Raw genomic sequence first — 23,580 nt, 5'->3', positions numbered from 1 at the left:
CTTACGCCGCCAGCATTTCCTTCGCGTGCTTGCGCGTGGTCGCGGTGATTTCGATGCCGCCGAGCATGCGCGCGACTTCCTCGATGCGCTTGCCCTTGTCGAGCGACGTGACGGTGCTGACGGTGCCGCCCGCGTCGTCGGAAGACTTCGCGACCTGGAAGTGCTGATCACCGCGCGCGGCCACTTGCGGCAAGTGCGTGACGCACAGAACCTGGCGGTCGCGGCCGAGCTGATGCAAGAGACGCCCGACCACTTCCGCGACGCCGCCGCCGATGCCCGTGTCCACTTCGTCGAAGATCAGCGTGGGCGTGGGGCTCGCGGTACTCGCGATCACGGCGAGCGCGAGGCTGATACGCGCGAGTTCGCCGCCGGAAGCCACTTTCGCGAGCGGCCTGAGCGCCACACCCGCGTGACCCGCGACGCGGAATTCGATCTGCTCCAGACCGTTCGCGCCGCCTTCGGCGAGCGGCACGAGCGCGACTTCGAACCGTCCGCCGGCCATCGACAATTCCTGCATGCCTTCCGTGACCGCTTTCGACAGATTCTTCGCGGCCTTGGCGCGCGCCTTCGACAGCACTTTGGCCTGGTCGAGGTACGCGCTCTTCGCCTTTTCAGCGGCGGCGTTGAGCGCGTCGAGATCGGCGGCGGCGTCGAGATCGGCAAGCTGTTTGCGGCGCGCGTCGTGTTCCTCGGGCAGCGTTTCGGGCTGAAGCCGGAACTTGCGCGCCGTCGAATGCAATTGATCCATGCGCCGCTCGACCTGCGCGAGCCGGTCGGGATCGAGCTCCAGCCGCTGCGCGTAATGCGAGAGCGAGTACGACGCCTCCTGCAACTGGATCTCGGCCGGTTCGAGTGACGCGAGCACGTCGTTCAGCGCCGGATCGATATCGGCGAGGCCGCGCAGCTTCGAGACGATCGCGGCGAGCTGAGAGATCATGGCTTCGTCGGATTCGGAGAGCGCGCCGAGCGCACCTTGCACGCCGTCGATGAGACTCGCCGAATGCGACAGCCGATGATGCTCCGCGCTCACTTCTTCCCATTCGCCGGGCTGCGGCGCGAGCTTGTCGAACTCGCTCAGTTGCCACGCGAGCCGCTCGCGTTCCAGTTGCAGTTCGCGGTCGCGGCTCTGCGCGGCCTCGACCGCCTGCTGCGCGTCGCGCATCGCGCGCCACGCGCGGTTCACGGCGCCGGCGGTGTCGAGCAGTTGCGCGTGCGTGTCGAAGAGTTCGCGTTGCGCATCCGGGCGCATCAGCAATTGATGCGCGTGCTGCCCGTGAATGTCGACGAGCATTTCGCCCACTTCGCGCAGTTGCGCGAGCGTCGCGGGCGTGCCGTTGATGAACGCGCGAGAGCGGCCACCCGAATCGATCACCCGGCGCAGCATGACCGAATCGCCGTCCTGCGTGAGCGCATGCTCGTCCAGCCAGTGCGTGACGAGCGGATGCGTTGCGAATTCAGCGGTGATGTCCGCGCGTGCCTGACCGGTGCGCACGACGCTCGCGTCGCCGCGCGCGCCGAGCGTGAGCGCGAGGGCGTCGATCAGAATCGACTTGCCCGCGCCGGTTTCACCCGAAAAGACCGTGAAGCCTGGATCGAAATCGATATCCAGTGTTGCGACGATGACGAAATCTCGAATCGAAAGATGACGGAGCATGGACGCTTCGGAAGGGGAAATCGGTAGTTCAGAGAGAAGAGGCGTCCTGCGACGGATGCTCGTTCCAGTGCAGCTTCTTGCGCAGCGTCGCGTACGTGCTGTAGCCGACCGGATGCAGCACCGGCACCGTATGCTTGGAGCGCCGCACTTCGATGGCATCGTTCAGCTCGACGGCGGTGAACGACTGCATGTCGAAGTTCACGTTCACGTCGCGCCCGCCGATGATCTGAATGGTCACTTTGGAGTCGTCGGACAGCACGATCGGACGATTCGACAGCGAGTGCGGTGCGATCGGCACGAGCACGAAGCCCTGCAACTGCGGATGCAGGATCGGCCCCGCGGACGACAGCGCATAGGCGGTCGAGCCGGTCGGCGTAGCGACGATCAGGCCGTCCGAGCGCTGGTTGTACATGAAGTGGCCATCGACGGACACGCGCAGCTCCGCCATGCCGGAGAAGCCGCTGCGGTTCACGACGACATCGTTGAAGGCGAGCGCGTGGTAGATGGGCTTGTCGTTGCGCACGATGCGCGCTTCGAGCAGGCTGCGCTCCTCGCGCTCGAACTGGCCGGCGAGCAGCTGCGGCACGATCTCGCGCATGGCCTTGAGCGGAATGTCCGTGATGAAGCCGAGCCGCCCGTGATTCACGCCGATGAGCGGCGTCTTGTACGGCGCGAGTTGCCGGCCGATGCCGAGCATCGTGCCGTCGCCGCCGAGCACGATCGCGACATCCGCGCGCGCGCCCATCTCCGCGATGGACAGCGCCGGGAAATCCGTGACGCCGACGTCCTTCGCGGTGCCCGCCTCGAACACGACCTCGAACCCTTGCTGCGCAAGGAGATCGGCGAGCGCTCTCAGCGGCGCCTCGATGCCCGGCGTGTTGGTGCGCCCCACGAGGGCGACGGTCTTGAATTGGCCAATTTCCATGCCGGCATTACACCATAGTCAGAGAGCGAAAAGAACCGTGGGCGACGGCCTCCGGGCGCGCTTTCGCGGGGCCGCGCGGCGCCGCACGGGCGGCCCCGCCGTTTCTCGCTAGAATGGAGCGGACGTTGAACGCAGCGCACGCGGCGCGGCTCGCCGCCCCCCGACTCGTTGAGCTAGAATTTGCCCATGCTAGACCCACGTGCACAAACCCTCCTTAAAACGTTGATCGAGCGCTACATCGCCGAAGGTCAGCCGGTCGGTTCGCGCACGTTATCACGTCATTCGGGCCTCGAACTGAGCCCCGCGACGATCCGCAACGTCATGTCGGACCTGGAAGAGCTCGGCCTGGTCGCGAGTCCGCATACGTCGGCGGGCCGCATTCCCACGCCGCGCGGCTACCGGCTCTTCGTCGACACGATGCTGACTGTAGAAGGCCCCGAAGACGAAGCGATGACCACCGCGGTCAAGACCCGCCTGCAAGGCGAGGAGCCGCAGAAGATCGTCGCGGCGGCGGCGAGCGTGCTGTCCAATCTCTCGTCGTTCGCGGGCGTCGTGCTCACGCCGCGCCGCAGCCACATGTTCAAGCAGATCGAGTTCATGCGGCTGTCGGACAAGCGCATTCTGCTCATCATCGTGACACCCGAAGGCGATGTCCAGAACCGCATGATGGCCACGCAGCGCGACTACTCGCCCTCGCAGCTCGTCGAGGCCTCCAATTACATCAACGCGCATTTCGCGGGCCTGTCCTTCGACGAAGTGCGCCGGCGTCTGCGCGAGGAAATCGACCAGTTGCATGGCGACATGACCGCGCTCATGCAGGCCGCCGTGGTCGCGAGCACCGCCGAGACGGACCCCACGGACACCGTGCTGATTTCCGGCGAGCGCAACCTGCTGGAAGTGGCGGACCTTTCGTCCGACATGGCGCGGCTGCGCAAGCTGTTCGACTTGTTCGACCAAAAGACGAGCCTCCTGCAATTGCTGGATGTTTCGAGTCACGCGCAAGGCGTGCAGATTTTCATCGGCGGAGAATCGAATCTCGTGCCGATCGAGGAAATGAGCGTCGTGACCGCGCCGTACGAAGTCAACGGCAAGATCGTCGGCACGCTCGGCGTGATCGGCCCGACGCGCATGGCGTACAACCGCGTCATTCCGATCGTGGACATCACCGCGCGTTTGCTGTCGATGTCGCTCAGTCATCAGTGACATCCTGGCGCATCGCGCACGGGTCCGCCACTAGGCCGTTCGGCCAATGATGCGTCGAGAAGCGCGCCGCTATAATGGTCTTCACCTTTTCCGACGACGACCTTCCGGCCCGCTTCCCCTATGCGTTTCGACCTCGAGTTGCCCTCGCAGCCCAGCGCTTCGCATCGCGTCGCGGTGCTGCTGATCAATCTCGGCACGCCGGACGCGCCCACCCCGCGAGCGGTGCGCAAGTATCTGGCGCAGTTTCTGTCCGATCCGCGCGTCGTCGAAATTCCTGCGTTCGTCTGGCAGATCATTCTGCGCGGCGCGATCCTGCCGTTCCGCTCGCGCGCGTCGGCCAGGAAATACGCGCAAGTGTGGATGCCGGAAGGCTCGCCGCTGCGCGTGCACACGGAAAAGCAGGTCGAAGGGCTGCGGCGGCTTTTCGCGGCGAACGACTATCACGTGATCGTCGATTACGCGATGCGCTACGGCACGCCCGGCATCGGCGCGATGCTCAATCAACTGAAGCTCGAAGGCGCGGACCGCATTCTGCTGCTGCCGATGTATCCGCAGTATTCGTCGTCCACGACAGCCACCGCGTTCGACGACGCGTTCGCTGCGCTCAGGCGCGTGCGCAATCAGCCCGAGATCCGAACGATCCGCCATTACGCGGATCATCCGGCGTATATCGCCGCGCTCGCGGAGCAGGTGCGCGATTACTGGCGGCATCACGGCGCGCCGGACTTCGCCGCCGGCGACAAGCTCGTGCTGAGCTTTCACGGCGTGCCCAAGCGCACGATGGACCTTGGCGATCCCTATCACGACCAGTGTCAGCAGACCAGTTCGCTGCTGACGTCCGCGCTCGGGCTCACGCCGGTCGAGTGCCGCGTGACGTTCCAGTCGCGCTTCGGCCGCGCGGAGTGGCTGCAGCCGTACACCGCGCCGACGGTCGCGGAGCTGGGCGCGGGCGGCGTCGCGCGCGTGGACGTGTTCTGCCCCGGCTTCACGGCCGATTGCCTGGAGACCATCGAGGAAATCGGCATCGAGGTGCGTGACGAATTCTTGAAGGCCGGCGGCAAGCATTTTCACCGCATCGCCTGCCTCAATTCGTCGCCCGCGTGGATCAAGGCGCTGGGAGAGATCGCCGCGCAGCATCTTCAGGGATGGCCGGTGCAGACCGTGCAGCCGCTCACGGCCGTCGGCTGAATGCGGCTTTAGGAAAGATTCGCTGATGAACTACAAGATTTCGACGGAACCCGGCGCGCGTTTGCGCATCGACAAATGGTTATGGGCGGCGCGCTTCTTCAAGACGCGTTCGCTTGCGAGCGATGCGGTCGAAAAAGGTCGCGTGAAGATTGGCGGTGCGAACGTGAAGCCGTCGAAGGACGTGCGTATCGGGGATATCGTCGAGATCGATATCGAGCGGCTCGTCTGGCAGGTCGAAGTGCTCGGCGTGTGCGACGTGCGCGGCCCGGCGACGGTCGCGCAGACGCTTTATGCCGAAACCGAAGAAGGGCGCGCCAAGCGCGTGGCCGAAGCCGAACGCCGCAAGCATTTCCGCGAGCCCGCGTCCAACTTGCAAGGCAGGCCGACGAAGCGCGACCGGCGCGTCATCGACAAATTTTCAGATCCGGACTGAAGAAGCTTTCCATGGTCGCGTGAACGCCGCCGTACTCGATGTTACGGTCGGTCACGGCGCCGGACATGCAAATGGTGGTCGTTCCCGCGACGAGTACCAGGGCGACCACCGCGATAGCAAAGGTCAGTTTCATGGTACCCCCAAGAGCGGGTTGCCCGGTCAGTGTTCGGCCGGGTCAGGAAACGGGCATGGGCTGAAGCGGATTGAAGCATTCGTAGGATTAGGGTTAACGTGCTTCCTGCGGTGCTTTTTCGAAGTGTAGGCGACTTAGGGCTTTCCCTCAATCTGAAGTTGGCGCGGCGCGCTGAAGTGTCTGTTCCGGGTCATTTTCGCGCCACCGAGGGGCGGATAAATTCATCCGAAGCCTTGAAAAAGTCCTGGACGCCCCAATTTCCGCCGCTAGTGCGAAAAACGCGGCCCCGGTGATCAACGGCCGCTTTCGCATCCGACTCAACTCACAGCAATACACATTCAGCGACATGGAAAACACGCAAGAGAATTCAGCGAGCCAGAACCCGGCGCCCGCCGACGAAAACGCGCGCCAGGCCGCCGACACGACCAACGCCACGGCTCAGCAGCCGCAGGCCGCACCGGCGGACGCGGCTGCCGCGCCGCAAGCGGCGCCGAACGAGGCCGAAAGCGCCCTCGCCGAAGCGCAGGCCACGATCGCCGCGCTCAAGGAAGATTTCCTGCGCGCCAAGGCCGAAACGGAAAACGTGCGCCGCCGCAGCCAGGAAGACGTCGCGAAGGCGCATAAATTCGCCATCGAAAATTTCGCGGAAAATCTGCTGCCCGTGCTCGACAGCCTCGAAGCCGCGCTTGCGGATCAATCGTCGGATCTCGCCAAGGTGCGCGAGGGCGTCGAACTGACGCTGCGCCAGTTGACCGGTGCGCTGGAGAAAGGCCGCGTGATCGCGGTGAATCCGGTCGGCGAAAAATTCGATCCGCATCGCCACCAGGCCATTTCGATGGTGCCGGCGGAGCAGGACCCGAATACCGTCGTCACGGTGCTGCAAAAGGGCTACGTCATCGCCGACCGCGTCTTGCGCCCGGCGCTCGTGACGGTCGCCGCGCCGAAGTAACGCGCATGACCCGCGTCGCCGCCGGCGAACGTCGGCGGCCGGCCGGCATGGCGTCCTGCGCAAAAAAAGTTATAGACCGCATCGCTTTCAGGGTCTTGAAATCGAAACTGGCGCTCTTATCTTGCGTACAGGTATGAATTTTGGGCGTTCGGCCCGGTAAATCGGCATAAGCCGGCGTGGGGCGCATCGCCCCGCCCGCCGCAACGCCACCGCGATCAAAGTTAGGAGAGTGATAAAAAATGGGCAAAATCATCGGTATCGACCTCGGCACCACGAACTCGTGCGTGGCGCTGATGGAAGGCAATCAGGTCAAGGTCATCGAGAACTCGGAAGGCGCGCGCACCACGCCGTCGATCATCGCGTACATGGATGACAACGAGATCCTCGTCGGCGCGCCCGCCAAGCGCCAGTCGGTCACGAACCCGCGCAACACGCTGTACGCGGTCAAGCGCCTGATCGGCCGCCGCTTCGACGAAAAGGAAGTGCAGAAGGACATCGGCCTGATGCCGTACAAGATCGTCAAGCACGACAACGGCGACGCATGGGTCGAAGCGCACGGCGCGAAGCTCGCGCCTTCGCAGGTTTCCGCCGAAGTGCTGCGCAAGATGAAGAAGACCGCTGAAGACTACCTCGGCGAGCCGGTGACGGAAGCCGTCATCACGGTTCCGGCGTACTTCAACGACAGCCAGCGTCAGGCAACGAAGGACGCGGGCCGCATCGCCGGTCTGGAAGTCAAGCGCATCATCAACGAACCGACGGCGGCCGCGCTCGCGTTCGGTCTGGACAAGGCCGAAAAGGGCGACCGCAAGATCGCCGTGTTCGACCTGGGCGGCGGCACGTTCGACATTTCCATCATCGAAATCGCGGATGTGGACGGCGAAATGCAGTTCGAAGTGCTCTCGACGAACGGCGATACGTTCCTCGGCGGTGAAGACTTCGACCAGCGCATCATCGATTACATCATCGGCGAGTTCAAGAAGGAGCAGGGCGTCGATCTGTCGAAAGACGTGCTCGCGCTGCAACGCCTGAAGGAAGCCGCTGAAAAGGCGAAGATCGAGCTGTCGTCGACGGCGCAGACCGACATCAACCTGCCGTACATCACGGCGGACGCGTCGGGTCCGAAGCACTTGAACCTCAAGTTCACGCGCGCCAAGCTCGAAGCGCTCGTCGAAGAGCTGATCGAACGCACGATCGAACCGTGCCGCATCGCGATCAAGGACGCGGGCGTGAAGGTCGGCGAAATCGACGACGTGATCCTCGTCGGCGGCATGACGCGCATGCCGAAGGTGCAGGAAAAGGTGAAGGAGTTCTTCGGCAAGGACCCGCGCCGTGACGTGAACCCGGACGAAGCCGTGGCCGTGGGCGCCGCGATTCAAGGCCAGGTTCTGTCCGGCGACCGCAAGGACGTGCTGCTGCTCGACGTGACGCCTTTGTCGCTCGGCATCGAGACGCTCGGCGGCGTGATGACGAAGATGATCAACAAGAACACGACCATCCCGACGAAGCACGCGCAAGTGTATTCGACGGCGGACGACAACCAGGGCGCCGTGACGATCAAGGTGTTCCAGGGCGAGCGTGAAATGGCCGCGGGCAACAAGCTGCTCGGCGAATTCAACCTCGAAGGCATTCCGCCCGCACCGCGCGGCACGCCGCAGATCGAAGTGACCTTCGACATCGACGCGAACGGCATTCTGCACGTCGGCGCGAAGGACAAGGCGACGGGCAAGGAAAACAAGATCACCATCAAGGCGAACTCGGGTCTGACCGACGCGGAAATCGACAAGATGGTGAAGGACGCCGAAGCCAACGCCGAGGAAGATCACAAGCTGCGCGAACTGGCCGATGCCCGCAATCAGGGTGACGCGCTGGTGCACAGCACGAAGAAGGCCGTTGCCGAGTACGGCGACAAGGTCGACGCTTCGGATAAGGAGAAGATCGAAGCCGCGCTGAAGGACCTCGAAGACGCGCTGAAGGACAACGCGTCGGACAAGGCCACGATCGACGCGAAGGTCGAAGCGCTGTCGCAAGCCTCGCAGAAGCTCGGCGAGAAGATGTACGCCGACATGCAGGCGCAGCAAGGCGCGGCGGGCGCGGCCGCGGGTGCGGCAGGCGCGGGTGCATCGGCGGAAGCGGGCGCGAGCCAGCAGCACGACGACGTCGTGGATGCCGACTTCAAGGAAGTGAAGAAGGACTAAGCCGGGTGAGGCGCGTGGGCGGCAACGTCCACGCGCCTTTTCGGTGGTGTCACCGGGACGCGTTTGGCGTCTGACGTGGAACGCGCCTGGCGAGCCTTTTGGGCTCTCCGGGCACGTTGTTTTTAGAGGCGCGTTGCTTCAGGCGAGGCGCAAGAGTTTTACGCGCGGGTTGCAGCATGGAACCCGCAGCATCTGAGAGGAACCGTCGCGTGACGCGCGGCGGGATCGAACCGACATGGCGAAACGGGATTACTACGACGTTCTGGGCGTGGCGAAGAACGCGAGCGACGACGAGATCAAGAAGGCGTATCGCAAGCTCGCGATGAAGTATCACCCTGACCGCAATCCGGACAACAAGAAGGCGGAAGAGAATTTCAAGGAGGCGAAGGAAGCCTATGAAATGCTCTCCGACCAGCAGAAGCGCGCCGCGTACGATCAGTACGGCCACGCGGGCGTGGATCCGAACATGGCGGGCGCGGGCGCGCAGGGCTTCGGCGGTTTTGCCGATGCCTTCGGCGATATCTTCGGCGACATCTTCGGGCAGGCGGCGGGCGGCGCGGCGCGCGGCGGTCGCGGCGGTCCGCAGGTGTATCGCGGCGCGGACTTGCGCTACAGCATGGAGATCACGCTCGAACAGGCGGCGCACGGTTACGACACGCAGATCCGCGTGCCGAGCTGGACAAACTGCAACGTCTGTCACGGTTCGGGCGCGAAGCCGGGCACCAAGCCCGAAACCTGCCCGACCTGTCACGGCCAGGGCCAGGTGCGCATGTCGCAGGGCTTTTTCAGCATCCAGCAGACGTGCCCGAAGTGCCACGGCAGCGGCAGCTACATTCCCGATCCGTGCGCGAACTGCCACGGCGCGGGCAAGGTGAAGGAAACGAAGACGCTGGAAGTGAAGATTCCGGCGGGCATCGACGACGGCATGCGCATCCGCTCGGCGGGCAACGGCGAGCCGGGCATCAACGGCGGTCCGAGCGGCGACCTGTATGTAGAAATCCACATCAAGCAGCATTCGGTGTTCGAGCGCGACGGCGACGACCTGCATTGCCAGATGCCGATTCCGTTCACCACGGCGGCGCTCGGCGGCGAGATCGAAGTGCCGACGCTGGCGGGCCGCGCGAGCTTCACGGTGCCGGAAGGCACGCAGTCGGGCAAGACGTTCCGTCTGCGCGGCAAGGGCATCAAGGGTTTGCGTTCGAGCATCGCCGGCGATTTGTACGTGCATGTTCAGGTGGAAACGCCTGTCAAGCTGACCGAACAGCAGCGCGATCTGCTGAAGCAGTTCGAAAAGTCGCTCGAGCAGGGCGGCGCGCGGCACAGTCCGCAAAGCAAAAGCTGGTTCGACCGCGTGAAGAGCTTCTTCGACTGATGCGGTCAGTTTGCGACGTAAGGCCATGACGACCGAAGCGGAGCGCGGCGCACTCTTTGCGCTGCTCGACGATTGCGATGCGACCGCCGAAAGGCGGTCGAGTCGTTTGTACACGGACTTCGCGCACGAACGCGTGTGCGTGGACGGCCATGCGCTCGACGCGGTGTGCGCCGCCATCGAAGGCGATCTGCGACGCGGATTGCATGCGGTCGTCGTCGCGGATTACGAGTTCGGGCGCAATCTTCAGTTCGGCACGATCGGGCGTGGGGACGAACATGCGTTGCGCGTGCTGATGTTTCGATCGCGCGCGTTCCTCTCCCGCGATGAAGCGAGCGCGTGGCTTGCGTCGCATGAAGTCGAAGACATCGCGGGCATCGCGGGGATCGAAGCGAGCGTCACGCGCGGCGAATTCGACCAGGCCATCGCCGCCGTTCAGGAAGCGTTGAGAGAGGGCGAGTCGTATCAGATCAACTACACATACCGGCTGAACTTCGATGTGTTCGGCGCGCCGCTCGCGCTCTATCGGCGCTTGCGCGAACGGCAGGCCGTGCACTACGGCGCGTTCATCGTGTTGCCGGATGGCAGGTCGGTCGTGTCGTGCTCGCCGGAACTCTTCGTCGAGAAAGCGGGTGATCTGTTGCGCGCGCGGCCCATGAAAGGCACCGCGCCGCGTGAATCCGATCCCGAAGCGCTCCACAACGACCCGAAGAACCGCGCCGAGAACGTGATGATCGTCGACTTGCTGCGCAACGACATGTCGCGCGTGGCGGTCACGGGCTCGGTGAACGTGCCGGCACTGTTCTCGGTCGAGCCGTATGCGTCGGTCTGGCAGATGACTTCGACCATCGAGGCGCGCGTGATTCCGGGCACGTCGTTCGCCGATATCGTGCGCGCGCTGTTTCCGTGCGGCTCGATCACCGGCGCGCCCAAGTACCGCACGATGCAACTGATCGACGAGATCGAAAGCACGCCGCGCGGGCTTTACACGGGCGCGATCGGATGGCTCGATGCGAGCGGCGATTTCTGCTTGTCGGTGGCGATCCGCACGCTCGTCGTCGATGCTTCGAAGCAGCGCGGCGTGCTGGGCATCGGCGCAGGCATCGTGCTCGACAGCATCGCCGCCGACGAATACGAGGAGTGTCTGTTGAAAGCACGCTTTCTGACCGGCGCGGATCCCGGCTTCGAGCTTTTCGAGACGTGCTTTGCCACGCGCGATGCAGGCGTGCGCCACTACGCGCGTCACGTTGCGCGGCTGAAGGCGAGTGCGGCCTATCTCGGTTTTGCGTTCGATGAAACGGCGCTCGGCACGCAGGTCGCGCAGCAGTGCGCGGGATTCGATTCGGACGAACCGCATAGATTGCGTATTGCGCTGGACAAGAGCGGTCGCATCGCGATCACGAGTGCGCGGCTCGCGCCTTTGCCATCGAGTTCGGTCGATGTGCTGCTGGCGTCGGAACGCGGCTTCGCGCCGCAATCGTCGAGGGATGCTCTGCTCAGACACAAGACCACGCGTCGCGCCGACTACGATCGCGCGTGGAAAGCCGCCGAGGCCGAAGGCGCATTCGACATGCTGTTCGTCAACGAACGCGGCGAGCTGACCGAAGGCGGGCGTTCGAGCGTCTTCGTGCAACTCGGCGGCACATGGTTCACGCCGCCCATCGACGCGGGCGTGCTGCCGGGCGTGATGCGCGCGGTGTTGATCGAAAAGCTTGGCGCCGTCGAGCGTGCGCTGACGCTCGACGAGCTGCTAAAAGCGCAAGACGTGCTCATCAGCAACGCGTTACGCGGCGCGGTGAAAGCGCGTCTCAGGCGCTAAACCCACATCACCACTCGGCCACGCTGCCGTCCGCGTGACGCCACACCGGATTGCGCCAGCGGTGGCCGATCTTCGCCATCTCGCGCACCTTCTCCTCGTTCACCTCGATCCCGAGGCCCGGCCCCTGCGGTATCGACACCATGCCGTCCTCATACTTGAAGACTTCCGGATTCCTGATGTAATCGAGCAGATCGTTGCCCTTGTTGTAGTGGATGCCGAGGCTCTGCTCCTGGATGAACGCGTTGTAGCTCACCGCATCGATTTGCAGACAGGTTGCGAGCGCGATCGGCCCGAGCGGGCAGTGCAGCGCAAGCGCGACATCGTAGGCTTCGGCCATCGTCGCGATCTTGCGGCATTCCGTGAGACCGCCCGCGTGCGACGCGTCCGGCTGAATGATATCGACGTAACCGCCCGCCAGAATGTGCTTGAAATCCCAGCGCGAATAGAGCCGCTCGCCGAGCGCGATCGGCGTGCTCGTCTGATTCACGATATCGCGCAGCGCCTCGACGTTCTCCGACAGCACCGGCTCTTCGATGAACATCAGCTTGAACGGGTCGAGCTCCTTCGCGAGCACCTTTGCCATCGGCTTGTGCACGCGCCCGTGAAAATCGACGCCGATGCCCACGTTCGGTCCGACCGCCTCGCGCACCGCCTGCACGTTGTCGATCACGCCCTGAACCTTGTCGAACGTGTCGATGATCTGAAGCTCTTCCGAGCCGTTCATCTTCACGGCCTTGAAGCCGCGCTCGACCACCGCGCGCGCATTGTTCGCGACATCGCTCGGCCGGTCGCCGCCGATCCACGAATACACCTTGATCTTGTCGCGCACCTGGCCGCCGAGCAGCGCGTGAACGGGCACGCCGTGGTGCTTGCCGAGAATGTCCCACAGCGCCTGATCGACGCCCGCGATCGCGCTCATGCCGATAGGACCGCCACGATAGAAGCCCGCGCGATACATCACCTGCCACAAGTCCTCGATATGACGCGGATCCTTGCCGATCAGATAGTCCGCGAGTTCATCGACGGCGGCGGCCACCGTGTGCGCGCGGCCTTCGACGACCGGTTCGCCCCAGCCCGCGATGCCTTCGTCGGTTTCGATCTTGAGGAAGCACCAGCGCGGCGGAACGACGAAGGTCTCGAGTTTCGTGATTTTCATTGAGCGTCTCCAGAAGGGTTTTACATGGTAGCAAAATCCGTCGTGTGAGCATATTAATAGTATTATTGGAAGCGTATCGGGCTATCGAAACATCAGTCGAATACCCGATAATCGTGGCGAAACCGAGAAGGAGATCATCATTCACCGCGATCTGCATGGCCACGTGGCCCACGAACTGGGCACGGCGATTCTGCGAGGCGACTTCCAGCCTGGCCTGTCGCTGCCGCGCGAGGCGGAACTCATGGAGCGCTTCGGCGTGAGCCGCACGGTGCTGCGCGAGGCGTTGCGCACGCTCACGTCGAAAGGGCTGATCGAGTCGCGACCGAAGGTCGGCACGCGCGTGCGCGCCAAAGACGCGTGGAATCTGCTCGACGCCGACATGCTCGACTGGTATTCGCGCGTCACGCCGCCGCTGCAATTCGCGCTCAAGCTGCAGGAAATGCGCGAGATGATCGAGCCGTATGCGGCCGCGCTCGCCGCCGGCAATCACGAGGCGCGTACGCGCGAGCGCCTCACGCGCGCGCATCAGGCCATGGCGGACGCGCAGAACGTCGACGAATGGGTGCGCGCCGATCTCGACTTCCATCTGTGCGTGCTCGCCGCGTGCAGCAACGAATTGCTGATTCCGCTCGGCGCGCTCATCGAACGCACGCTCGAAGGCCAGTTGCGACTGAACGCGAAACGCGCTGAGGTCTACAACGCGTCGCTCGCGGAGCACAGCGCCGTGTTCGAAGCGATCATCGCGCGCGACGCCGGTGCGGCCCGCCGTGCGATGGCTGATCTGCTCGGCGTGACGCGCGGACGAATTGAAGGATGAAACGCGAAGGTTAAAGCGCGTTCAGCGGAATCTTCAGATATGTCGTGCCGTTGCCGGACGCTTCGGGAAAGCGGCCCGCGCGAATGTTCACCTGAATCGCGGGCAGGATGAGCGTCGGCATGCCGAGCGTGGCGTCGCGCGCTTCGCGCATCGCGACGAACTCGTCTTCCGTCTTGCCGCCGCCGACATGAATGTTGTTCTCGCGTTGCTCGCGCACGGTGGTCTCCCATCGCGGGCCGCGCGTGTCCGGCGGATAGTCGTGGCAGACGAAGAGCCGCGTCTCGGGATCGAGCGCGAAGAGACGCTGAATCGAGCCATATAGCCTGCGCGCGCTGCCGCCGGGAAAGTCGCAGCGCGCGGTGCCGACGTCCGGCATGAAAAGCGTATCGCCGACGAACGCCGCGTCGCCGATCCGGTACGCCATGTCGGCGGGCGTGTGGCCCGGCACGAAGAGCGCGCTCGCCTCGACCGCGCCGACCATGAAGCGCTCGCCGTCGGAGAAGAGATGATCGAACTGCGAGCCGTCGAGCCGAAACTCGGGTTCGAGATCGAAGATCTTCTTGAAGACGCCTTGCACCGTGCGGATCGATTCGCCGATGCCGATCTTTCCGCCGAGCATGCGCTTCAGGTACGGCGCCGCCGAAAGGTGATCGGCGTGCGCGTGCGTTTCCAGAATCCATTCCACCGCGAGCCGTTCCTCGCGCACGAAGGCGATGACGGCGTCGGCGGAGCGCGTCGAGGTGCGCGCGGCGTTTGGATCGTAGTCGAGAACCGGATCCACGATGGCCGCCGGCGCGCCGGCCTGCTCGTAGACGACGTACGTCATCGTGCCGGTGTTGAGATCGAAGAAAGGCTGAACGATGGGTTGCACGGTGATTCTCCCCGGTGCGGTGCGAAACACGGCCTGTCAATGTGTCGGACGGCTGGTCTGGGCCTGTTCGTCGGCTTCGCACCACAGTGTAACTCTTTGCGCCAGCCGGTCTTCCGCTGACTGCCATCACCATGACAAATCGCTCCAAGAGGAGCGAATGCCGCTAGCTTCGACTTCGCGCGTCGTCGTGGGGACGTGGAGCATGCTCGTCTGCGTCGGCGGCGCATCGTTCTGCGCGGATGCTCGCCGGCATGGTCGCGGATTCGAAAGTGTCCGGGGGTAAACGAACAGGCGGCGCGTGACTCGATGGCCAACGCGCCGCCCCGTGCGCGCTCATTGCAAGCGCGCATTCCAACGATCGACAGTGCTTACCAGCGATAGCCCGCCTGGACCTTGTAAGCGGTCGAACCGCCCGAAGAGCTTGAAACACCCGCGCCGACATTCAGACTAGCCGTTGCCTGATACGCCGCCGCGAGGCCGACCGCCGCCGAACCGCCGTATCCGCCGACCGCGGCTCCGACCCACTTGTCGCCTGCCTGCAGGAACGGAATGCTCGGAATGGCCAGCGCGGACGACACGGCGCGATCCGTGTAACGGTTCGAATCGTGTACGCCTTGCGAGACGGCGCTGTTCATCTGGTTGACGTTGACCGCATCGGTGCCATTGACGCCGGGTGCGACGTTGCTGATCGTGCGCGTCATGCCGGTCGACGCATTGCCGACCGACACGGTGTTCGGATCGCTTGCAACGGAGCCTTGGCCCAGCGCGACCGAGTTCGCGCCGCTCGCGACCGTATTGGCGCCAAGCGCCATTGCGTTATCGGCTGATGCGTTCGCGTTAAATCCGATCGCGATCGAATTTGCCCCGCTTGCCGACGAGTTTCCGCCCAGCGCAACCGATTCGCTGCCCGACGCGCTCGCGTCGGCGGCAGTCGAATTGACCGCGACGAACTTGAGCTTGTTGAGCGTTGCCTGGTCGATATTCGTGTTGTTCGTGATGTTGATGACCGTCGGGTTGATGGACGCGATGGCGGCATCCGTTGCCGCCTGGTTCGCCGCGATCTGCGAAACGAGGTCGAACAGTTGGGCGCCGTTGACTGCGTCGGTGCTGCCAGCCGCGACCAAACCCGCGGCAACGTTCGTCAGCGCGACGGCTGAAGACGCGCCCACGCCGCCGAGCGTGACGCTCGTGTGCTCGACATTGTCGTACTGTACGCCGTTGGTATAGGACGTCGTGGCCGCGTTCAACTGGCTCACGTTCACCGCGTCGGTGTCGTTGACGCCGGCTGCGACGCCCGTGAGGCGGCGATCGCCCTCGGTTCCCGTGAAGTTGACGGCGGTGCCGCCGGTAGCCGCGCCCACGGTGACGATGCCGCTGCCCGGTGCGCCGCCGACCTGCTGCACGAGACCGAGCGTGCCGTTTTTGATCGACGTGATGTCCGTGGTGTTCTGAGCGACGTTGGCGGTGGCTGTGTTCAACTGGCTTACGTTCACCGCGTCGGTGTCGCTGACGCCGGCTGCGACGCCCGTGAGGCGGCGATCGCCCTCGGTTCCCGTGAAGTTGACGGCGGTGCCGCCGGTAGCCGCACCGACGGTGACGATGCCACTGCCCGGTGCACCGCCGACCTGCTGCACGAGACCGAGTTCGCCATTTTTGATCGACGTGATGTCCGTGGTGTTCTGCGCGACGTTGGCGGTGGCTGTGTTCAACTGGCTCACGTTCACCGCGTCGTTGTTGGCCGTGCCGTCGGCAACGTTCGTGACGCGCACCGGATTGGCGTTGCCGCCGGTGGCCTTCGTGTTGCCCATCATGACGACGCCTTCTCCGCCCGCGTAACTGAGCGTGCCAGGCAGTTGCGAGACGGTCGCGGCGTCTGAGCCGGCCGTCCCTTCTGTGACGTTGATGATCGCACGCCGCTGAGTGGTCGACCCCACACTCACCACATTCTGACGTCCGCCGTCGTTGCTGTTTGTGCCTAGAGCAATGGAATTCGTGCCCGAGGCCCGGGAACCCGAGCCGAGCGCCATGGCGTTAGGGCCCGTCGCGGCCGCACCCTGACCGACGGCAGTAGTATTCGCGCCGCCGGCCTTCGCATCACTGCCGACCGCAACGCCATAGTCCAAGGAGGTTGCACCGCTTCCGAATACGGCCGCATTCGTGGCGCCCATTGCTCCGGCGCCTACGACGACCGATTTTTCGCGTGCGGCCGCCTGGAAGCCGATGGCAACCGCGGCCTGATCGTCTGTGGTGGTGCTGCCGTTAACGCCTGCCTGGTTGCCAATCACCACGCTCTGATCGACCGTATTGTTCACGCCCACTCCAACGACCACGCCTGTCTGGGGGCTGTTGATGTAATCACCAACGATGACGTAGTCCCCACTCGGAGGCGTGATGTTATTCGTGCCGTTATCAGGATAGGCAAAGGCTGACCCGGAGAGGATCAGCCACGCTCCCAGTATCAGCCGGTGAAGGTGTTTCTTTTTAAAATTCACTTGTTAGACCTCTGCGTTAGGGGGCTTCAAACGAACCGTTGGGCGCTGGGCTCGAAGGCGGAATTGCCGCAGGACCAGTCGCTGGTCGCATGTGAAGCATAAAATCAGTTATGCGAAGCAAATAATGCAGAAGGTGCCCCGGTGCTACTGCGCCGATGAATCCTCATCGGAAAAGAGCGGATGCGGCGCGCTTACATGCACGAACGCTCTAGTTCAATAGAGCAGCAGAGAAGATAGGTGCACACTTAGTTTGACTGAATAAGTGTAGTCCGAACTAAATTTGTTTTTCGGCAATAATTAGAAGTGGAGTTGTTGCCTAGATGCGAGTTTGGTGCCTATGACTAGTCATTGTTTGCGCGCCGGCCGGTTCACCAGCGCGATGCCCGCGAGCACCATCGCCGCGGCGGCCATGAAGCGCGCGGTGAAATGCTCGCCGAGCAGCAGCACGCCAAAGGCGACGCCGAAGATCGGCGTGAGAAACGAGAACACCGAAAGCCGCGACGCCATATAGCGCGTGAGCAGCCAGAACCACGTCAGATAGCTGATGAACGCCACGACGATCGCCTGATACGCGAGGCTCGCGATCGTGAGCGGCGACACCGCTTCGACGTGCGTCTGCCCGATGCCCGCCGCGAGCACGAGCAGCAAGACCGCCGATACCGCCAGCTGATAGAACAACGTCTTGCTCGCGCTCGCGTGCGCCAGCGTGGACGCCCGCACGACGACCGTCGTCGCGGCCCAGAAGAGGCCGGCGAGAATGCCGAGCGCATCGCCCGCGATGCCGTGCAGCGTCGACGCGCTGTTCGGATTGCCGTGCAGGAAGCCATCGGCGAAGGCCAGCGCGATGCCGCAGAACGCGAGCGCGATGCCGCTCCACTGCGCGCGCGACAGCCGCTCGCCCGCGACGAACCAGTGCAGCCCGAGCGCGGTGAAGCACGGCGCGGTGTAGAGAAACACGGCCATACGCGTCGCGGTCGTGAGGCTCAGGCCGAAGAAAATGCAGACGAACTCGCCGCCGAACAGCACGCCCGCGAGCAGGCCGGCGGGCAGGGTGTCGTCGCGCTGGAAAAGCGGCACGCCGCGCGTGCGCGTCCAGATCCAGACGAGAAACGTTGCGATCAGCGAGCGGATGCCGGCTTGGAGCATCGGCGGAATCGATGCGTTCGCTTCCTTGATCGCGACTTGCTGGAATCCCCATGCGCCGCACAGCGCGATCATCACGATGATGGCGGTGGCGTCCGGGGCGCGGCGCAGGGCGAGAGAGGGCGTGCTCATCGGCGGGCTCGGTCAGGCGTGCACTGATTTGGAGCGTCGATTGTGCCAGCGAACGGGCGCCGATGAGCGAAAGGTCGGGACGAGCCCGTGGAGATTGCGAAGTTTTGCGCGCCGCGGCGAACGTGCGGCGCGCGAGGGTCCGGCGTGACTCAGGAATGCTTTTCGATCAGCTCCACCTTGTAGCCGTCCGGATCTTCGACGAACGCGATCACGGTCGTGCCGCCCTTCACCGGACCGGCTTCGCGCGTGACCTTGCCGCCCGCCTGACGAATGCGCTCGCACGCATCGGCGGCGTCATCGACTTCGAGCGCGATATGGCCGTATGCCGTGCCGAGATCGTACTTGTCGGTGCCCCAGTTGTAGGTCAGTTCGAGCACGCTGTTCTCGGTTTCCGGGCCGTAGCCGACGAACGCGAGCGTGTACTTGTACTCGGTGTTTTCGCTTTGACGCAGCACTTTCATGCCGAGAATGCGCGTGTAGAAATCGATGGAACGCTGCAGATCGCCGACGCGCAGCATCGTATGGAGGAGTCGCATGGTGGGTTCCTGTTTATGTGATTGCGGGGGGGCAGGAAGGAAATTGTACCGTCGGCGCTTTTTATACGCTGACGACGCTCACAGCGCCGGCAGCAGATCCGGCGGATGATGCTTGAGCGTATGCCGCGCCTCGCGGAACTCCGGAAAGATGGATTCGACCGTTTGCCAGAAGCGCGGGCTGTGATTCATCTCACGCAGATGCGCAAGCTCGTGCGCGACCACGTAGTCGATGATCGACATCGGGAAATGGATGAGCCGCCAGTTCAGGCGGATTTTGCCGTCGCTGGAACAACTGCCCCAGCGCGTCGCCGCCGCCGACAGCGCATACGCGCGATACTCCACGCCGAGCTTCGCCGCGTACACCGCGAGCCGATCCCCGTAGATGCGCTTCGCCTCGGATTGCAGCCAGCCTTGCACGCGGTCCTTGATCTGCTGCGCGTCCGCGTGTGCGGGCAGGGCGATCGAAAGGACGTTGGTTTGGTCATCGAAGGACAGCGCGCTTGCGGACGAGCCGAGCGACACGCTGATCGTCTTGCCGAGATACGGAAACTGCGCGCCGTCCTTCCACACGATCCGCGGCAGCGCGCGCTGCTCGACGCGCGTCTGCCATTCCGTGATCTTCTTGACGATCCAGTTCTGCTTGTCGAGGATCGCGCTCTCGATGTCCGCGATCGTCACCCAGCGCGGCGCGGTGATCGCGAGCCCGGTGCCGTCGATGCAAAAGCCGATCGTGCGCCGCGACGAGCGCTTCAACCGATATTCGAGCGCGCCCGCCTTGAGCGCGATGCGGCGCAGGCGCACGCCATCGGGCAGCGGCGCTGCGGGCGTTGCGGGTGTCGCGGGGGTGAGGATGGGAACGGGATCGGCGCCCGGAACGTCGCCGCGCAAAGGCGCGGGACTGCTCGCGGGCGGCGCGCCGGAGTAGGCCGGCGCATGCTCGAACGGCAGATCGAGTTGCAGGGTGTCGAGCGCGACGGCGGGGCGCTGTCGCGAGGGGGCTTTCTGCATCGGCTCGGCTTTGCGCTCACGGCGCAGGAATGACGAGAAGAACGAGTAAGGCACGCCGCGGCTCGTAAGACTTAAGCGTGAGCCGCTCAGCGGCCCGCGCCCGCGGCGCCGGCTTCACCCGGCTGCGCGTTCGGCGCGGCGTAAGCTTGCGGATCGATGCGGCGCATTTCCGTTTCGATCCAGCTTTCGACGCGCGTGTTCACTTCTTCGGGCGTGAGGCCCGCCGTATCGATCGGCTTGCCGATCGACACCGTGACTATACCCGGATATTTGATGAACGAATTGCGCGGCCATACGTGCCCCGCGTTATGCGCGATCGGCACGACGGGCGCGCCGGTCGCGACCGCGAAGCGCGCGCCGCCCGTCTTGTACTTGCCCTGGCTGCCCACGCGCGTGCGCGTACCTTCGGGAAACATGATGACCCACGCGCCGTCATCCATGCGCGCGCGGCCCTGGCGCGTGACCGACGCGAACGCATCGCGGCCCTGCTTGCGGTCGATGTGCACCATCTTCAGGAGCCCGAGCGCCCAGCCGAAGAACGGCACGAACAGCAGCTCGCGCTTGAACACGTAGCAGAGCGGACGCGGCATGAGCGCGGGGAACGCGAGCGTTTCCCATGCGGACTGATGCTTCGAGAGCAGCACGGCCGGCCCGTTCGGCAGATTCTCCATGCCTTCGATCGTATAGCGGATGCCGATGAGATGCCGCAGCACGACGATCGTCGATTTGCACCAGCCCGCCGCCATCCAGTAGCGCTTGTCGGCGCGCATGAACGGAAACGCGATGAAGCACGCGACCGCGTACGGCGCCGTGTACACGATGAAGTAAAGCATCAACAGCAACGAACGGATGAAGCGCATGAATGAAGCCGGAATCAGTCTTGATGACGTGCGAGGAAATGCAGCGCGAACGCGCGCAGATCCTTGTGCACGAGCGTGCCTTCGGGCAGTTCGCCTTCCGCGAGCGTCTTTTCGCCTTTGCCGGTGAGCACGAGATGCGTGGGAAAGCCGAGTGCCGCGCCCGCCTGAAGATCGCGCAGCGAATCGCCGACGACCGGCGTGTCCTCCGGATCGATCTCGAAGCGGTCGATGATCTGCTGCAACATGCCGGGCCGCGGTTTTCTGCAATCGCACTGGTCTTCGGCCGTGTGCGGGCAGAAAAACACCGCGTCGATGCGCCCGCCGACAGCCGCCGCCGCGCGATTCATCTTCTGATGCATCGCGTTGAGTGCGGCCATGTCGAAGAGCCCGCGCCCGATGCCCGACTGGTTCGATGCGATCGCCACGCGATAGCCCGCCTGATTCAGACGCGCGATCGCTTCGAGGCTGCCGGGAATGGCGACCCATTCGTCCGGCGACTTGATGAACGCATCCGAATCGACGTTGATGACGCCGTCGCGATCGAGGATGACGAGCTTTCTGTTCATGACCATGATCGGCGCTCTATGCGGCGAGCTTCGAGATGTCCGCGACGCAGTTCATCTGCTGATGCAGCGCGCTCAGCAACGCGAGACGGTTGTTGCGAAGCGCGGGGTCTTCGGCGTTGACCATCACGTCGTCGAAGAAGGTATCGACGCTTTCGCGCAGAGCGGCGAGCGCCGTGAGCGCTTCCGTGTAGTTGCGCGCGGCGAGCTGGCTTTGCACGCGCGGCGCAACCGCTTCGATCTGCGCGTACAGATTCTTCTCGGCCGCTTCGACGAGCAGCGCCTTGTTCACCGTGGACGGCGCGCCCTGTTCGGACTTCTTGAGAATGTTCGAGATGCGCTTGTTGGCGGCCGCGAGCGCCGCGGCTTCCGGCAGCGCGCCGAACTCGCGCACGGCGTCGAGGCGCGCGACGATGTCGTCAAGCCGCGTCGGGTTCAGGCTCAGCACGGCTTCGATATCGTTCGCTTCGAAGCCGCGTTCGCGCAACAGCCCGCGCAAACGGTCGATGAAGAACGCGTACACCGCTTCCTGCGAATCGGCGACGTGCGGCACGCCGGCGAACTGACGCTGCGCCGCGCCGACGAGATCGCGCAGATCGACCGGCAGCTTCTTTTCCAGCAGGATACGCAGCACGCCGAGCGCGTGACGGCGCAGCGCGAACGGATCTTTTTCGCCGGTCGGCGCAAGCCCGATGCCCCAGATGCCGACGATGGTTTCCAGCTTGTCCGCGAGCGCGACCGCCGCGCCGACGCCCGTCGACGGCGTTTCATCGCCCGAGAAGCGCGGCTGATAATGCTCTGAGCACGCGAGCGCGACTTCTTCCGGCTCGCCGTCGTGGCGCGCGTAGTACGTGCCCATCGTGCCTTGCAGTTCGGGGAATTCGCCGACCATGTCGGTCAGCAGATCCGCCTTCGCGAGACGCGCGGCGCGGCGCGTCAATGCGGCATCGACGCCGACCATCGGCGCGATTTCGCCCGCGAGCGCTTCCAGGCGCTCGACCCGTTGCAGCGTGGAGCCGAGCTTGTTGTGATACACGACGTTCGCGAGCAGCGGCACGCGGTCTTCGAGACGCTTCTTCTTGTCCTGCGTGAAGAAGAACTTGGCGTCGGCAAGACGCGGGCGCACGACGCGCTGGTTGCCTTCGACGATCTCGCCGGGCGTCTTCGTATCGATATTCGAGACGATCAGAAAGCGCGAGCGCAGCTTGCCGTTCTGATCCGTGAGCGCGAAGTACTTCTGGTTGGTCTGCATCGTGAGGATCAGACATTCCTGCGGCACTTGCAGGAATTCCTCGTCGAAGCGGCATTCGTAGACGACCGGCCATTCGACGAGCGCGTTCACTTCGTCGAGCAGCGCTTCGGGCATCACGACGCGGTCTTCGCCCGCGAAGGCCTGAAGCTGCGTGCGGATCGATTCGCGGCGATCGTCGAAGTTCGCGACGACGTGGCCCTTGTGACGCAGCGTGTCGGCGTAGTCATCGGCGTGAGCGATGGCGACGAAGCCGTGCGACATGAACCGATGACCGATGGTCGTATCGCCCGAATCGACGCCGAGCGCGCTGACCGGCACGACCTCGCGGCCGTGCATCGCGACGAGGCGCTGCACCGGACGCACGAACTGCACGCTAGTGCCGTCCGGGCGCTGATACGTCATGACCTTCGGAATCGGCAGCTTGCCGAGCGTTTCATCGAGCGCGGCCTGCAGGCCGTCGGCGAGCGTGGCGCCGGGCGCGGCGTAGCGCAGGAAGAACGCTTCGGCCTTGCCGTCCTGCGCGCGTTCGAGCTCGGAGAGCGGAAAGTCGGGAAAGCCGAGCGCCGCGAGCTTCTTTGCGAGCGGCGGCGTGGGATTGCCTTCCTTATCGAGCGCGACCGTGACCGGCAGCACTTTCTCGCGCACCTGCTTTTCCGGCGCGACATCGCGCACGTTCTTGATGAGCACGGCAAGGCGGCGCGGCGTTGCGTACTTCTCGAACACAGGCGTTCCGTCGATGAGATCGCGCGCGGCGAGCCGCTCCACGATGCCATCGGCGAAAGCGGTGCCGAGACGCGCGAGCGCCTTCGGCGGCAGTTCTTCGGTCAGGAGCTCGACGAGGAGCGAAGCGTTGTTGGATTGCGTCATTGTTCTGTCGAGCCT

At 64.3% G+C, this 23,580-nt stretch carries 20 protein-coding genes; 8 read left to right on the top strand and 12 right to left on the bottom strand.

Annotated features, from left to right (window positions below):
* Position 1 precedes the first annotated feature (1 nt).
* Together recN and AWB70_RS00595 are read right to left on the bottom strand one after the other, a co-directional pair.
* On the bottom strand, positions 2 to 1,654 hold the full coding sequence (gene recN / locus AWB70_RS00600) for a DNA repair protein RecN (protein ID WP_053567447.1): 1,653 nt from the start codon (positions 1,652 to 1,654) through the stop codon (positions 2 to 4).
* Between the two features lie 28 nt (positions 1,655 to 1,682).
* The gene (locus AWB70_RS00595; protein ID WP_053567448.1) at positions 1,683 to 2,579 is read right to left on the bottom strand and encodes an NAD kinase; all 897 of its coding nucleotides are present in this window, start codon (positions 2,577 to 2,579) and stop codon (positions 1,683 to 1,685) included.
* 186 nt (positions 2,580 to 2,765) lie between these two features.
* Here AWB70_RS00595 and hrcA point away from each other — a divergent pair, with 186 nt between their 5' ends.
* From hrcA to AWB70_RS00580, 3 genes are all read left to right on the top strand, one after another.
* Positions 2,766 to 3,782 carry a heat-inducible transcriptional repressor HrcA gene (hrcA, locus tag AWB70_RS00590; RefSeq protein ID WP_014190457.1) on the top strand — a complete coding sequence of 339 codons (1,017 nt, stop codon included), beginning with the start codon at positions 2,766 to 2,768 and terminating at the stop codon, positions 3,780 to 3,782.
* A gap of 120 nt (positions 3,783 to 3,902) precedes the next feature.
* Positions 3,903 to 4,970, top strand: a complete 1,068-nt coding sequence (gene hemH / locus AWB70_RS00585) for a ferrochelatase (RefSeq protein WP_053567449.1) — start codon at positions 3,903 to 3,905, stop codon at positions 4,968 to 4,970.
* A gap of 25 nt (positions 4,971 to 4,995) precedes the next feature.
* Complete coding sequence (locus AWB70_RS00580; RefSeq protein ID WP_053567450.1) at positions 4,996 to 5,403, top strand: Hsp15 family ribosome-associated heat shock protein; 408 nt, start codon at positions 4,996 to 4,998, stop codon at positions 5,401 to 5,403.
* Here AWB70_RS00580 and AWB70_RS38920 read toward each other — a convergent pair.
* Positions 5,375 to 5,536 (bottom strand): hypothetical protein, encoded by a 162-nt coding sequence (locus tag AWB70_RS38920; RefSeq protein WP_167350973.1) that lies wholly within the window; start codon positions 5,534 to 5,536, stop codon positions 5,375 to 5,377. The two genes, AWB70_RS00580 and AWB70_RS38920, sit on opposite strands and share 29 nt — an antisense overlap.
* Positions 5,537 to 5,882: 346 nt before the next feature.
* On the opposite strand from AWB70_RS38920, the gene grpE reads away from it, so the two are divergent.
* The 4 genes from grpE to pabB all read left to right on the top strand — a co-directional run bounded on the left by grpE (position 5,883) and on the right by pabB (position 11,868).
* Positions 5,883 to 6,485 carry a nucleotide exchange factor GrpE gene (gene grpE, locus AWB70_RS00575; protein ID WP_014190460.1) on the top strand — a complete coding sequence of 201 codons (603 nt, stop codon included), beginning with the start codon at positions 5,883 to 5,885 and terminating at the stop codon, positions 6,483 to 6,485.
* A 239-nt stretch (positions 6,486 to 6,724) separates the two neighbouring features.
* Positions 6,725 to 8,680: a molecular chaperone DnaK gene (gene dnaK / locus AWB70_RS00570; protein ID WP_045450331.1), complete on the top strand. Its 1,956-nt coding sequence runs from the start codon at positions 6,725 to 6,727 to the stop codon at positions 8,678 to 8,680.
* A gap of 235 nt (positions 8,681 to 8,915) precedes the next feature.
* Complete coding sequence (gene dnaJ, locus AWB70_RS00565; RefSeq protein WP_014190462.1) at positions 8,916 to 10,052, top strand: molecular chaperone DnaJ; 1,137 nt, start codon at positions 8,916 to 8,918, stop codon at positions 10,050 to 10,052.
* A gap of 25 nt (positions 10,053 to 10,077) precedes the next feature.
* Entirely contained in the window at positions 10,078 to 11,868 is a 1,791-nt protein-coding gene (pabB, locus tag AWB70_RS00560; RefSeq protein ID WP_053567451.1) for an aminodeoxychorismate synthase component I, read from the top strand.
* A 7-nt stretch (positions 11,869 to 11,875) separates the two neighbouring features.
* Here the strand turns inward: pabB and dgoD are convergent, their stop codons facing one another.
* Entirely contained in the window at positions 11,876 to 13,024 is a 1,149-nt protein-coding gene (dgoD, locus tag AWB70_RS00555; protein WP_053567452.1) for a galactonate dehydratase, read from the bottom strand.
* Between the two features lie 136 nt (positions 13,025 to 13,160).
* Here dgoD and AWB70_RS00550 point away from each other — a divergent pair, with 136 nt between their 5' ends.
* Positions 13,161 to 13,841: a FadR/GntR family transcriptional regulator gene (locus tag AWB70_RS00550; RefSeq protein ID WP_374730221.1), complete on the top strand. Its 681-nt coding sequence runs from the start codon at positions 13,161 to 13,163 to the stop codon at positions 13,839 to 13,841.
* 10 nt (positions 13,842 to 13,851) lie between these two features.
* Here the strand turns inward: AWB70_RS00550 and AWB70_RS00545 are convergent, their stop codons facing one another.
* From AWB70_RS00545 to glyS, 8 genes are all read right to left on the bottom strand, one after another.
* Positions 13,852 to 14,712 carry an MBL fold metallo-hydrolase gene (locus AWB70_RS00545; protein ID WP_053567454.1) on the bottom strand — a complete coding sequence of 287 codons (861 nt, stop codon included), beginning with the start codon at positions 14,710 to 14,712 and terminating at the stop codon, positions 13,852 to 13,854.
* 368 nt (positions 14,713 to 15,080) lie between these two features.
* The gene (locus AWB70_RS00540) at positions 15,081 to 17,204 is read right to left on the bottom strand and encodes a YadA family autotransporter adhesin (RefSeq protein ID WP_143281588.1); all 2,124 of its coding nucleotides are present in this window, start codon (positions 17,202 to 17,204) and stop codon (positions 15,081 to 15,083) included.
* Positions 17,205 to 17,549: 345 nt separating this feature from the next.
* Complete coding sequence (locus tag AWB70_RS00535) at positions 17,550 to 18,479, bottom strand: DMT family transporter (protein ID WP_053567456.1); 930 nt, start codon at positions 18,477 to 18,479, stop codon at positions 17,550 to 17,552.
* 149 nt (positions 18,480 to 18,628) lie between these two features.
* On the bottom strand, positions 18,629 to 19,015 hold the full coding sequence (gloA, locus tag AWB70_RS00530) for a lactoylglutathione lyase (RefSeq protein ID WP_014190469.1): 387 nt from the start codon (positions 19,013 to 19,015) through the stop codon (positions 18,629 to 18,631).
* A gap of 78 nt (positions 19,016 to 19,093) precedes the next feature.
* A complete protein-coding gene (locus tag AWB70_RS00525) occupies positions 19,094 to 20,023 on the bottom strand; it encodes a M48 family metallopeptidase (protein ID WP_053567606.1) in 930 nt (309 codons plus the stop codon).
* A gap of 86 nt (positions 20,024 to 20,109) precedes the next feature.
* Positions 20,110 to 20,883, bottom strand: coding sequence for a lysophospholipid acyltransferase family protein (locus AWB70_RS00520; RefSeq protein WP_014190471.1), 774 nt, complete (start codon positions 20,881 to 20,883; stop codon positions 20,110 to 20,112).
* A 14-nt stretch (positions 20,884 to 20,897) separates the two neighbouring features.
* Positions 20,898 to 21,455 carry a D-glycero-beta-D-manno-heptose 1,7-bisphosphate 7-phosphatase gene (gene gmhB / locus AWB70_RS00515; protein ID WP_014190472.1) on the bottom strand — a complete coding sequence of 186 codons (558 nt, stop codon included), beginning with the start codon at positions 21,453 to 21,455 and terminating at the stop codon, positions 20,898 to 20,900.
* A gap of 10 nt (positions 21,456 to 21,465) precedes the next feature.
* The gene (gene glyS / locus AWB70_RS00510; RefSeq protein ID WP_053567457.1) at positions 21,466 to 23,565 is read right to left on the bottom strand and encodes a glycine--tRNA ligase subunit beta; all 2,100 of its coding nucleotides are present in this window, start codon (positions 23,563 to 23,565) and stop codon (positions 21,466 to 21,468) included.
* Positions 23,566 to 23,580: the final 15 nt, after the last annotated feature.

It is taken from the genome of Caballeronia cordobensis, from assembly GCF_001544575.2.
In the GTDB taxonomy this organism is placed as follows: Bacteria; Pseudomonadota; Gammaproteobacteria; order Burkholderiales; family Burkholderiaceae; genus Caballeronia; species Caballeronia cordobensis.
The sequence above is the reverse complement of the archived record's forward strand: the minus strand, read 5'-3'. Positions and strand labels throughout refer to the sequence as shown.